The 12,451-nt window shown below is 52.3% G+C and carries 13 protein-coding genes; 4 read left to right on the forward strand and 9 right to left on the reverse strand.

Going from position 1 to position 12,451, the window contains the following annotated elements:
* The first annotated feature begins 323 nt into the window (after window positions 1-323).
* On the forward strand, window positions 324-1,298 hold the full coding sequence (locus ACK3CJ_RS04320) for an HD domain-containing protein (RefSeq protein ID WP_409525193.1): 975 nt from the start codon (window positions 324-326) through the stop codon (window positions 1,296-1,298).
* Window positions 1,299-1,317: 19 nt separating this feature from the next.
* Window positions 1,318-2,292, forward strand: coding sequence for a nucleotidyltransferase domain-containing protein (locus tag ACK3CJ_RS04325; protein ID WP_409525194.1), 975 nt, complete (start codon window positions 1,318-1,320; stop codon window positions 2,290-2,292).
* A gap of 26 nt (window positions 2,293-2,318) precedes the next feature.
* Here ACK3CJ_RS04325 and ACK3CJ_RS04330 read toward each other — a convergent pair whose 3' ends face one another.
* From ACK3CJ_RS04330 to ACK3CJ_RS04370, 9 genes are read right to left on the reverse strand one after another with little or no spacing between them, the layout of a single operon-like run.
* A complete protein-coding gene (locus ACK3CJ_RS04330; protein WP_409525195.1) occupies window positions 2,319-3,410 on the reverse strand; it encodes a protein-glutamate methylesterase/protein-glutamine glutaminase in 1,092 nt (363 codons plus the stop codon).
* 20 nt (window positions 3,411-3,430) lie between these two features.
* Window positions 3,431-4,027: a chemotaxis protein CheD gene (locus ACK3CJ_RS04335; protein WP_409525196.1), complete on the reverse strand. Its 597-nt coding sequence runs from the start codon at window positions 4,025-4,027 to the stop codon at window positions 3,431-3,433.
* On the reverse strand, window positions 4,027-4,827 hold the full coding sequence (locus ACK3CJ_RS04340) for a CheR family methyltransferase (RefSeq protein WP_409525197.1): 801 nt from the start codon (window positions 4,825-4,827) through the stop codon (window positions 4,027-4,029). The genes ACK3CJ_RS04335 and ACK3CJ_RS04340 overlap by 1 nt, the downstream gene beginning before the upstream one ends.
* Window positions 4,828-4,858: 31 nt before the next feature.
* Complete coding sequence (locus tag ACK3CJ_RS04345; protein ID WP_409525198.1) at window positions 4,859-5,389, reverse strand: chemotaxis protein CheW; 531 nt, start codon at window positions 5,387-5,389, stop codon at window positions 4,859-4,861.
* Window positions 5,390-5,398: 9 nt separating this feature from the next.
* The gene (locus ACK3CJ_RS04350; protein ID WP_409525199.1) at window positions 5,399-7,030 is read right to left on the reverse strand and encodes a methyl-accepting chemotaxis protein; all 1,632 of its coding nucleotides are present in this window, start codon (window positions 7,028-7,030) and stop codon (window positions 5,399-5,401) included.
* 18 nt (window positions 7,031-7,048) lie between these two features.
* Entirely contained in the window at window positions 7,049-9,262 is a 2,214-nt protein-coding gene (locus ACK3CJ_RS04355) for a chemotaxis protein CheA (RefSeq protein ID WP_409525200.1), read from the reverse strand.
* Between the two features lie 14 nt (window positions 9,263-9,276).
* Entirely contained in the window at window positions 9,277-9,603 is a 327-nt protein-coding gene (locus ACK3CJ_RS04360) for an STAS domain-containing protein (RefSeq protein WP_409525201.1), read from the reverse strand.
* Between the two features lie 10 nt (window positions 9,604-9,613).
* A complete protein-coding gene (locus tag ACK3CJ_RS04365; protein WP_409525202.1) occupies window positions 9,614-9,982 on the reverse strand; it encodes a response regulator in 369 nt (122 codons plus the stop codon).
* A gap of 15 nt (window positions 9,983-9,997) precedes the next feature.
* Window positions 9,998-11,218, reverse strand: a complete 1,221-nt coding sequence (locus ACK3CJ_RS04370) for a methyl-accepting chemotaxis protein (RefSeq protein WP_409525203.1) — start codon at window positions 11,216-11,218, stop codon at window positions 9,998-10,000.
* Window positions 11,219-11,681: 463 nt separating this feature from the next.
* On the opposite strand from ACK3CJ_RS04370, the gene ACK3CJ_RS04375 reads away from it, so the two are divergent.
* Both ACK3CJ_RS04375 and ACK3CJ_RS04380 read left to right on the forward strand, forming a co-directional pair.
* Window positions 11,682-12,125 carry a sensor histidine kinase gene (locus ACK3CJ_RS04375; RefSeq protein WP_409525204.1) on the forward strand — a complete coding sequence of 148 codons (444 nt, stop codon included), beginning with the start codon at window positions 11,682-11,684 and terminating at the stop codon, window positions 12,123-12,125.
* Between the two features lie 32 nt (window positions 12,126-12,157).
* Window positions 12,158-12,409, forward strand: coding sequence for a PAS domain S-box protein (locus tag ACK3CJ_RS04380; protein WP_409525206.1), 252 nt, complete (start codon window positions 12,158-12,160; stop codon window positions 12,407-12,409).
* Window positions 12,410-12,451 lie beyond the last annotated feature (42 nt).

Below are 12,451 nucleotides of genomic sequence, written 5' to 3' on the forward strand. Positions count from 1 at the left end.
CTAGCCTTTTGATAGGCTATGAAGCGTTGTTTGGCCAACGCTGTGATATGAAACTTTACCAACACAGCGGCCTGACTCGATACATTATCTGACTGGCCGGTAAGTCAACTCTGTCTGGCTTAGTACTGGATAGGTGCTGTATTAACAAGAGTTTAGTCATTAGCGCCGTATATTTGGTAAAGCGCTATACTAATTGCATGAGTGACATCAACAATACAATCATAGGAACCTCTCACGTGTCTCCAGTGTGTAGCACAGAGAAGCACTCTAATTTTTCCATTTTTGCAGACTCTGATACTCCCCACACGCTGACTGATTGGGTGATGTCGCTGAGCAAAGACCTGGTTGTGGATAAAGTCATCCATTCAGAGCCCTTTTTGCGGCTCAGGAGCATCTCTTTTTTGGGAGCATTGGATCATATTGCACCGATTTGCCGCCTTAAAAAATCACCGCGTTCCCGAGCTGATCATTCCTTACATGTTGCAGCACTTGCAAGCTTTGTAGCTGAGGAGCGTGGCTACAGTGATGACTTGAAACGCCACTTGGTCATAGCGGGTCTGCTCCATGACATTGGTCACCCTCCACTGTCACACAGCGTAGAACCATATCTAAAAAAACAGTTCGGATATGGGCATCATGAGATGGGTGTAATGGTGATGTCTGGCAGGCATAAAAGTAGCGCTGGGCTGCATAAAATCTTGTCAAATAAACTGGATGTGAGTTTCGTCAGTAACCTTATTGCTGGAGATGCTTCGGATGCAGAGGGTGGCGACCTGTTCAGCAGCCCGATTAATATTGATACGATTGAGGGTATTATTCGTAGTTATCGCTACTTGAAGGATACACCCACATCTCTGAATCCGCTTGATGTTGCCCTGGCTTCTTTTGTATCAAAAGAGGAGGGGCGCTTCAGAATGTTAGATAATTTCTGGAAAATGAAAGGCTATGTCTACAATCAACTGATTAATAGAGACGTTGGCTTAGTCGCAGACCAGTACAGTCAGATGTATTTTGAAAATACTGGCCAGCAACTGGTTGAGGGTGAGCTGTTCGAGAACGAAAGGCGCTGGCTTCGCAGACACAGCCAGCTATTTAAAAATTTGTCCACTATACACTCAGCTCATGATGTGCCAGAAATTCTCAGCAATATGACGTTGGAATATTGCAGCCGACATTATGAAATACAACCAAACTATTTGAGCATGCGACGATATCAGTGCGTCAAACAGCGTGCCTGGACAAAGCTTAGAGCTTCAGCCAACAATAATAAACGAGAACAACTGATTATTTCACTCTGACAGCAGGGAGGTCATACAGATGATTATGGATAATTATCACAACATTGGTCAGGCTTCGCGGTTTACAGGAAGCAAGCTTGACTGCCTCAGAGAAAAGATTAATGAAGCTCTTACTCACAGCGAGCACAGGAATAACATAACAGTTGTTACTACAGGCTCTTATGGCCGTGCTGAGGCGACAGAGGAATCCGATCTTGACTGGTTTATTATTTTCGATCGAGATCTTCCAGGAGATGTGATTGCTGCTGAAATTGAAGCCATCGACAAAACTATTAAAGAAGAAATCACGAATGAAACGGGGGATACGGGTACCTTTGGTCAGGAAGCTATAGCCTGTTTTAGCGATATGCTGAAAAACATCGGTGGTCAACAAGATACAAATGAGACTATGACACGCCGTTTGCTATTCCTTTTGGAGGGAACATGGCTTTATGGTAATGGCCGCTTCTATGACTACCGCCGCCAGTTATTGGAGCGGTACATAAAACGCAGCTCTCCAGACGAGCAGATTCCAAGGTTTTTGCTGAATGACATCATCCGATATTACCGGACGATTGCAACTGACTTCGAGTTTAAAACGACAGAAAATCAAAAACCATGGGGCCTCAGGAATATCAAGCTTCGTTTCTCCAGAAAGCTGCTCTATTTCAGCGGCATTATTGTGGCTGCAGAGCTTTCCGGTCTTGATTGGGAGGGAAAAGTAGCGCGTGCTATAGAGTTATTCGACCTTACTGCGTTACGTAGAATAGCGAAGCTGGGGGATGGGCAGTTTGCCACCGAAGATATTTTTACTACGTATGAGTCATTTATTGAGAAGCTGACACTCCCTGATATTCGTAGTGCGTTAGAAAATGTGAGCAAAGAAAGTCGCTTAGATAGCCCAGAGTATGTAGAGCTCAGAGGCATCGGTCATGACTTTTCACGTGCGCTTCATGACTGGTTGAAGGAAAAGTATCCCAAGGACCATCCAATTCACCATGCACTGGTATTCTAATGCCGACATTTATCATGACTGCCCCTTCATAATTCCCGCCGACGCTGGCCTGCACCAGGGATATGCATGATCGCAGATGAGATCTTGTCGAGCGGCAGCGATTGATTCACTGCGCCGAGCTTAACGGCTTCTTTGGGCATACCGTAAACGACGCACGTCTCTTCGTCCTGTGCCAATGTATGGGCACCGGCATCGTGCATCTCTTTGAGGCCACGGGCGCCGTCATCACCCATTCCTGTCATGATGATCCCGAGGGCGTTGCGGCCAGCAAACTTTGCAACCGAACGGAATAAAACGTCGACTGATGGTCTATGACGGCTAACCGGTGGGCCATCAATGATATCAACGTGATATTGCGCGCCGCTGCGTTTAAGCAGCATGTGTCGCCCACCGGGTGCGATCAGCACCAGCCCCGGCCTGACCCGGTCACCATTGGTTGCCTCACGCACCTCCATCTGACATAAGCCGTCCAGGCGCCGGGCAAAAGCCTCGGTAAATTTTTCCGGCATGTGTTGCACCACAATAATGCCGGGGCAGACACGCGGCAACGCTCTCAAAACAACCTCCAAAGCCTGTGTGCCTCCTGTCGACGTACCTATGGCAACGACGCGATCGGTGGTCTGCGCCATGGCTGTAGTCCCTGCTGAGATGACAGTATCTGCAGACAGCTTGGGCTGAACTTTCGGCAATTCTGCAGTGGGTGCCAGTCGCCGCGGATTGGCACGCGCCGCAGCTTTCACAGCGCCGACGAGATCGCAGGATGCATCCTGCAAATACTGCTTCAACCCCATCTTGGGTTTGGTGACAATGCCAACGGCACCAGCCGACATCGCTTGCATGGTGGTTTCAGCACCCTTTTCGGTCAGGGTTGAACAGATCACCACAGGCGTTGGGCGCTCAGCCATGATTTTGCGCAGAAATGTGATGCCATCCATGCGTGGCATTTCAACGTCAAGCACGATCACATCCGGCCAGGCTTTTGCCATTTTGTCCATGGCAAAAATGGGGTCAGATGCGGTGCCAATCACCTCTATACCGACATCTTCCGTCAGTGTAGCGGAAAGTACCTGACGCACGACGGCGGAATCATCAACAATAAGAACTTTAATTGGAGACAAAAAGGTCAGCTCCTGGCACATTATTTTAAACGACTAGAGGTCATCGCAACCGGAAAACGCGCCGAGAGCGCATCCGCTTCTGCAGAGCCCGTGAAATCCATTGGTGCAAGCATAGCCGCTGGCTCTACACTGACTCTCAGCGCGCTGTGTCGTAACGACACGATACCGCTCCAGACATCGAAAATGAGATAGCGGTGGCCGGAGCCCTCAACGTGCTCGGATACGCAGGTAAAGCCGTAACGCTCACTCAGTTCCCGTGCAGTTTGTACATTTTTGGATCCGATATGACTGGCATCCGCGCGTGTGATCCCGGGAAACATATTGCCACCGCCGAACATTTTCAATCGATACTCGCTCGGCGGGGCGCCAATCTTGCGGATGTCCACCAGCAACAGCTCCATCGCCTCGTCGGCATAGCGTCCATCCAGCAGCGTTTGCGGTGAGCGAGCCCTGCCAGGCAACATGAAATGACACATGCCACCCACATGCAGCTGTGGATGCCAGATCACGAGCGACACACAAGATCCGAGAAGGGTTCGGATACGTGTATCCCGACCGCCAAAATAAAGTTCTCCAGGTTGCAGGAATATCTCTATGTAACGTTCGGGTTCGACCATCATGGCTTCCTGTAGATCGAAGGTGAAACGAGCTTGAGGGTATCGCAGACGCCGTTCAGACTCTCCGAATGGCTGATGAAAAAATGACCGCCGGGCCGTAACAGTGGCAGCAGGCGGCTCACCACCTGGCGCTTGGTTTCCATATCGAAATAGATCATCACGTTACGCAGGAATATAGCATCGAACTCACCCAGTCGTGGCAAGGGCTCGATCAGATTCACCTGATGAAAGCTGACCCTGTCTCGCAGCGCGCGGCTGATTTTGAAAGTCCCCGTTTGCGTGCCGATACCTTTCAGGCAGTAGCGCTTCAAATAGGCTTGTGGAATGCCATTGGTGCGATCCAACGAATAGTGTCCTCCGCGTGCTTTTTCAAGCACGCGCGTACTGATGTCCGAACCAAGGATCTCCCAACTCTCTTCTCCAAGTTTGTCAGCCAGAACCATTGCCAGAGAGTAGGCTTCCTCCCCCGACGAGCTGGCCGCACTCCAGATCCGGAAAGGACGGCCACGAGGGTGTACCGGCAACAGCTTCTCTGCCAGAAAATCCATGTGCTTGGGTTCACGAAAAAAATAGGTCTCGTTGGTGGTCAGCAAGTCGACCGCAATCTGCAACTCCTCCTTGTCTTGCATCAGGGTTTCGAAATAGGCACCAAAGCTTGAATGTCCGTGCTGCCGTACCCGATTCGTCAGTCTGCTGGTTACCAGGGGTTTCTTGGCGCCGGACAGGCTGATCCCGGCAATGCGGTAGATCAGTTGCTGGAACTGACTGAACTCCCGGTCGCTCAGTTCGGCATGGCTCATGCTCTTGTCCATGTAACAGAGTGCCGAGTCATCATGGCTGCGGCAACTGTGCCAGCTCGTCGACAGAGAGTACCTTGTCGACATCAAGCAGGATTATAAAACGGCCATCCACCTTGCCCATACCGGCGATGAAATCAGCACGTATCCTGGCGCCGAAGCTCGGCGCAGGTTCGATCTCTCCGGGGGCTATCTCCAGTACCTCGTTTACAGCATCCACCATAACGCCAATGACCTGCTGCTCCTCGGCGTTGATCACCTCGATGATGACGATGCAGGTACGCCGGGTCAGTGCAGTGGAGCCTTTATTGAAACGTGCCGTAAGGTCCACTACCGGCACGACCGCGCCACGCAAATTAATGACACCTCGGATGAACGACGGCATATTAGGTACTTCGGTCAACTGGCCGTACTCAATAATCTCTTTAATCCTGAGAATGCCAATGGCATAGGTTTCTCCGGTCAGCATGAAGGTCAGGTACTGCTGAACTTCTCTGGACTCAGCCTGCGCATCCGCTTTGGCGGCTGGAGCCACTGTAGTCACTGTTGTAGTCACTGTAGTCATGTGCGACTCCTAGAAGCTGACAAATTCGTCTTCAGACCTGGCAGCAAGCTTGGGTGCAGGCTTAACAGCCATATACCCTTTGGGAGATTTCTCCGGTTTAAGCGTAGATGCAGGAGCTTTTGAGGTGCTGCCTCCGTCTACCCCGTTGACTTTGAAAAACGCCATCAACTGCTGTAATTGTTCGGCTTGACCGCTCATCTCTTCTGCTGTAGCTGCCAGTTCTTCCGACGAACTCGCATTCTGCTGCGTGATCTGATTCAACTGCTCCATCGCGGTGTTGATCTGGTTTGCGCCCGTTGACTGCTCCTGTGAGGCTGCAGCGATTTCCTGCACCAGGTCAGAGGTGCGATTGATGCCGGGCACGATCTCTTCCAGCAGTTTGCCTGCTTCTTCCGCCAGACCTACTGAGCTTTTCGCCACTTCGCCGATCTCCTGCGCCGCCACCTGGCTGCGTTCGGCCAGCTTGCGTACTTCGGCCGCCACTACCGCAAAACCTTTACCATGCTCACCTGCACGGGCTGCTTCGATGGCCGCGTTCAGGGCCAGCAGGTTGGTTTGATAGGCGATGTCGTCGATGATGCCGATCTTATCAGCGATAGTCTTCATCGCTGATACCGTTTGTTTAACCGCTTCTCCACCCTGGTTGGCTTCAAGTGCTGCTTTTGAGGCAATGCCTTCGGTGACCTTGGCGTTTTCAGTGTTCTGGTTGATTGAGGCACCCATCTGCTCCACCGAGGCAGAGGTTTCTTCCACCGAGGCCGCCTGTTCGGAGGATGCCTGGGACATGCTCTGGGCTGTCGCGCTCACTTCTTCCGACGCCGACGACAGGGAGTCTGCCGAGCCGCGCACATCGCCGATGATCTGAGACAGCTTACCCACCATTGTCTGCATCGCGGCCAGCAATTGACCGGTCTCGTCTTTTGAGTCCACATTAATGTTCACCATCATGTCGCCATCGGCCAGACTCTGAGCAACCTTCACCGCTTCACCAATTGGGCGGGTGATGCTGCGGGCAATCCACAGTGCAATCAGTAACGCGAGAACAAAGGCAACAATGGTCATGCCAATCAATAATGTGCGTGCAGTCTCGTAGGTCACGGCGGCTTCAGCGCCACCTTGCTCCATCAGGCTTATCTGATATTCTATAATATCTTCGATCGTTGCCATGTAGTGATCTTCGGCTTCCCTGAACTCGCCATATAGGAAGGCAATGGCACCGCTTCGATCATCTGTATCTATGGCACTGAGGATGCTATCCACTCCTGCAATGTATGCTTGGCGTGCATCATTCAGCGCATTCATTTTACGAATGCCTGTGTCAGACGTGATGGTGGATTGCAGGTGTTCGATATACCCTGCGATGTCCTTACGGGCTTGCATAATACGTTCGCGTTGCTCATTAATGTCAGCTGGGTTATCCAAAAGCAACATGTTGCGGCTGCTCTGCGCCACCACGTCTACGCCAGCTAGAATATGTTCAGCCCAGACGGTTTTGGGGAATAGGTCATCCACAATTAACCGGAGATTCTCATTGAGATTGCCCATTCGGGTTACTCCAATGGCAGACACCATCACCATCAGAATCAACACGACCATAAAGCCACCCATTAGACGAACACCTACCTTCATGTTCTTAAACATAATATTACTCCTGGTTAATCAATTTATGGGTGAGGGGAACGCTCTGCCCGATTCGAATTCGCTTGCTAAGGTAATGAGAGAAGGTACATCAAGAATCAGCGCCACTTCACCACTCCCCAGAATTGTGAATCCACCGACGCCGCGCACGGTGGAGAACACCTTGCCGAGCGGTTTGATGACGGTCTGAAATTCGCCCATCAGACGGTCGACCACCAAACCAGCCTTTTGGCCCGCATGGTTGACGACAACGATGTTCTCGCGCCGACTGGGTTCGCCTTCGATCCCGAACTGATCGCGCAGCCGGACGTAGGGCAACACCTCACCACGCAAGTTGATGTAATGACCAGAGGTTTTATCCTGCAGGCCGTGATCGAGTTCGATACATTCAACAACCATATTCAATGGCACGACGTAGGAAGCATCGCCGAGACCGATCAGAAAGCCGTCGATGATGGCCAGTGTCAGGGGGAGGCGGATGCGTACTGTAGATCCCTTGCCGAGTTCGCTGTCCAGATCGACGGAGCCACGCAGGGCCTGAATATTTCGACGTACCACATCCATGCCAACACCGCGGCCAGACAGGTTGCTGACCTGATCGGCGGTGGAAAAACCGGCCTCGAAAATCAGGTTGTAGATCTCCTTGTCGGAGAGCACGGCATCGGCGGCAATCAGGCCTTTATCAACCGCCTTGGCAAAGATCTTGTCGCGATTGAGGCCCGCGCCATCGTCGGATACCTCCATGACGATGCTGCCAGCGTCATGGTAGGCGTTAAGGTGTACCTTACCCTGTGGTGATTTGCCTTTTGCCAGCCTGATCTCGGCCGATTCGATACCGTGGTCCATGGCGTTGCGTACCAGATGGGTCAGCGGGTCGCCGATCTTTTCCACCACGGTTTTGTCCAGTTCGGTCTCACCGCCACTGATCTCCAGACGGATATCCTTGCCGATCTCCTTCGATACGTCGTGCACCACGCGTTGGAAACGGTTGAAAGTGCCGCCTATCTGTACCATGCGTAGTGTGAGTGCTGAGTCGCGAACCTCCTCGACCAGGCGCGTCATGGTAGCGGTGGCCTCAGACAGTTCGGCGATACCGGCCTGCTGCGCGATCAAATCGGCGCCGGCGCCGGCAATGATAAGTTCGCCGATCAGATTGATAAGTTGATCGAGCTTGGCGGCATCGACACGGATCAGACCTGCATCACCACCACGGTTTTCCTTCACCTGTTTTTGCTTTTTCAGTGCGGCTTCAACCACCGCCGGGCGTACCAGATGTTCATCGACCAGTACCTCGCCGATCGGCCGCGTGGTCTGTCCATCACCGCTTGCCTGCACGGCGAGCACGCGATCCAGCTCAACCTGAGTGAGCGTGCCGCAGCGGATCAGGATCTCGCCCAGCCGCATCTCCTCCTCAGGCAGGTCTCCGATAAGGGCCTGGTATTGGGTGATCTTGCCGTGTGGTGGCAGGATGCAAATCTGGCAATCGTCCCGTACGAACTCAAATACGCCTTCGATCGCGGCCTTGTCGGCCTCGCTGTTGAAGGCGATCTCGAATCCAAGGTAGTTGGTCTCGGGGTCCATCGCGATTGCCTCTGGCATGCGGTCGAGCAGGGTCACGATACGCACGATACGACCGAGGGTGCCGAGATAGCGAATGAATGAGGCCGGATCCATGCCGTTGCGCAATACGTCCGGGCCGAATCGCAGAGAGATATGCCAGTTGTCGGTCTCGGCCGCGTTGTCGGCATGACGGACAAAGGCATCGGTCTCTACATTGCTACCTGTGTGTAGCGATATATGCCTGTTATCAGTACTGTCGTTGGTATCGGTATCGGCATTTGTATCAGTATCAAGATAGCGTTGCAGTTGCTCGACCAGGCCTGCACCGGTTTGCGCGGTGGCATCATCCATGACTTCGCCGTCGGCTATCTGTTCGATCAATACGCCAATATGATCACAGACCTCCAGCATCAGCGCCGACAGGTCGCCGCTGATGGAGAGCTTGCCGTCACGTACCTGGTCGAGCACACTCTCAGCAACATGGGTGAAGGCAACCACGTGATCCAGCCCGAACAAGCCTGCGGAACCTTTAATAGTGTGCGCAGCGCGGAAGATCGCATTGATGATCTCCGGATCGTCGTCACTCTGCTCCAGATGCAGTAACGCATCTTCCATCTGTTGCAGCAGTTCACGGCTTTCGGCGATGAAGGTCTTCAGCACTTCGTCCAAATTCATGCGGATTCCTTGGGTCAAGATGTCTTGGATTGGATCAGCACCGGATCACCGAAATAGCCAGCAAGATCGAACAGCTGGATAATATCCACCACTGCTGGGCTATGGTCATTCAGACGCAGGGGCTTGCCTGTGCGCGCCGCCTCCTGCTCGATCAACACCAGCAGTTGCAACCCGGCCGTGTCGATCTCGCTGACGTCGGCAAGATGCAGTTCCATCTCGGTGCAGCGTTCGAGCGCTGCGAGCAGTTTTGGCTTCATGTCAGCGGCATGATAGATGTTGAGTTCACCACTCAAAAACGCGTGACAGGTTTCCTTCTCGTCGAATTGACTCTGGAGCTCCATCGTATCTCCCTCAGGGCAGTATCAGCTTGGAGACAGCCGTCAGCATCTGGGCAGGTTGGAAGGGTTTAACCACCCATGCTTTGGCGCCTGCGGCCTGGCCTTCAGCTTTTTTGGCATCGCCAGCTTCGGTGGTGAGCATGATGACTGGTGTGAACTTGTATGAGGGCAAGGTCTTCAGCTGTTTCACGAAGGTGATGCCGTCCATGTTCGGCATGTTCACGTCGCTGATGACAAGATGCACCTTGCGGCCATCCAGTTTAGACAGCCCATCTTTACCATCGCAGGCTTCGACGACATCGTAACCTGCGCCTTTGAGGGTAATAGATACGACCTGTCTGATCGAGGCGGAGTCATCGACGATTAATATGGTTTTTGCCATGAGTTGTTCCTGCTCTTAAAAGAAGGTGATTTCTGTGTCGTCGGAAAAACTTTGTTGCTCGTCACCATGCAGGGCATGCTGTTCCGGTGTGGTGTAGGTGCTGGCGAAATCGGTCAACCATTTCTCGACATCGAAAGATTCAGACTGGAGGTCTGCATTTATCGTGTCTTTGCGTCCGGTGAGTTCGAGTTGGAGCTTGTTCATGTCCTGGTTGACATGGGTCATGATCTGGCTGACGCGGTCCTGGAATTGCAAGGAAACAAGCACCTCGCCAATCTGTGAGCCGACGGCTTGGCTCTCATGGCGCAACGTCTCGGTCGAATCAGCCAGATCGTCAGTGACTGTCTGGAAACGCTCCAGAATACCGCTGATCAAGCCTTCAGACTCAGTCAACATGACGCCATCACGTTCCGCAAATTGGCTGGACATTTCGAGGGTGCTGGCAATAGCGTTATTGACAGCGGCAACGGTATTGCCGATGCGTTTGCCTGTATTTCCCGATAATATTGATAACGCTCGAACCTCATCCGCCACAACGGCAAATCCGCGACCCGCTTCACCAGCACGTGCAGCCTCAATAGCGGCATTCAGTGCCAGCAGGTTGGTTTGTCCAGCGATAGCGGCAACGCTGTCAGCCATCTTCTTCAACTCATCAGTGCTGTTGGCCAACTCACTGATTTCATGCAGCAGCTTTTCCTTTTCGTCCAGTGCTGCACGCAGTGATGCGGTGACGGTATTCAGTTCCATCTGACTGTCGTGGAGTAGACTAACCAGCCCTGCTCTATCGGAGGTTTGTGATGCCGCAGTGGTCTCTTCAATTCGCTGTGCGAGCTCAGAAAAACGGTTGGCTAGCTCTGTAACGGAGCCTTCCGTGTGGGCTCGAGCGATCTCTATTTGTCCTGACCAGACAGGCAGTACGCTAACACATAACTGATCCAGGGCGTTTTCGCGACTTACTTGTGCCAGTTCGCGTTCCTGATCAAACAGTTGGTGTAGTTCGGCTCTATATCTGTCGCAGATTTTCGTGCATTGACGCCTGGCCCATAAAGCCATTATCCCACCTGCTCCCAGTAATGCAGCAGCGAATGCCAATTGTACCGGACCTGAACCACCAACCATGAGAACAGATAGAGCGCCCATGACTGCGATAGACAGAGTTGCAATAATAATCCAGATGTTGATTGGTGCCAGGGCCTTTGTACTACCCGCTGTTTTCAAAATCTGCTTGTTATTCATCTCAGCTTACATGTTCCTGCTTACATCCACGCGTTAGGTGTACGAGGCAACTACCATGATCGCAGCCTACTTCATACTGCTATGGTCTACGATCCGTGTGCTATCTGTATATAAGTACTTATTGATTTTAATGCGTTTTTGTATGACAAGCGGGTAGTCTTATGCTTACATGAGTGGGTTCGAAACGAATATTGTCAGCTTGATTTCATCAGCATGCCCATGCATATCGACGAAGCCTTGGCACCCGAAGCGGCAATGATTGTGATGAACGCAATGGCAGAGGCTGAGGAAAGTGCGGATGCTATATCCTTCGGAACAGGGTAATGATCGATCTTCCCTCAGGGTCTGGCTGGTTTGAACTCTCAGTATCCAAACGGCCGGGGGTGCGCCGGATAAATCCCGTTTTCTTGTGTTGTCGCGCGATATCAGCGAGTGGATCCGGGCGGAAGAGGATATTCTCCGGATGAATATCGAGTTGGAGCAGCGCGAGTCCGATCGCAATGATGAGCGGCGTCACATTGCTCGCGAGTTGCATGATGAGTTGGGCCAGGTGTTGACTGCGCTCAAGCTTGGAATATCGACGTTCAGGATGGCGTTTGGTCGTGAACATCAGGCTTTTGAAGCAAAAGTGACAGGTTTGCTCGAACTTACAAATCAAGCCATCCGCACTGTGCGTACAGTAACCTCCAGCCTTCGGCCTACCGCACTTGATATGGGTATCGTACAGGCCTTGCAATGGTTGGTGGGTGAGTTTGAACACCATAGCGGAGCATCTTGCCACCTCAAGTTATCAACCAGCTTGGATGAAGTTGATGATCTACGTGCCATGACTGTATTCCTGATTTTGAGCGAGCGGAAGTGTGCGAGTTTTGAGCAGTCATGTGGCAGGCGGTGGGGGTTTCCTTGATCCAGCTATCGCCGGGATGCACGGGTTAGACGATGAATGATAACACCGATGACATGTTCCGTGCGCTGGTTGAAAACTCGCCTGATGTTATTGTCCGTTACGATTTGGAAGGGCGCCGCCGTTACGCCAACCCGGCATGGGTACGGCTGACGGGGCACGATTTTGGTGAGATTCTGGGCAGAACGGTGCTCGAACGGCCTATGATGCCTGACCCCGGGTTTTTCCATCAGATGCTGATGGGCGGCAGCGGTGGGTCAATGAGGGAGAAGCTGAACTGCTGTTAGAATGCCGTACTATCGGGTTGCGAAATATGCATGTGCGCTTCT

The sequence above is a fragment of the Nitrincola salilacus genome (assembly GCF_046271865.1).
GTDB classification, from domain to species: Bacteria; Pseudomonadota; Gammaproteobacteria; order Pseudomonadales; family Balneatricaceae; genus Nitrincola; species Nitrincola salilacus.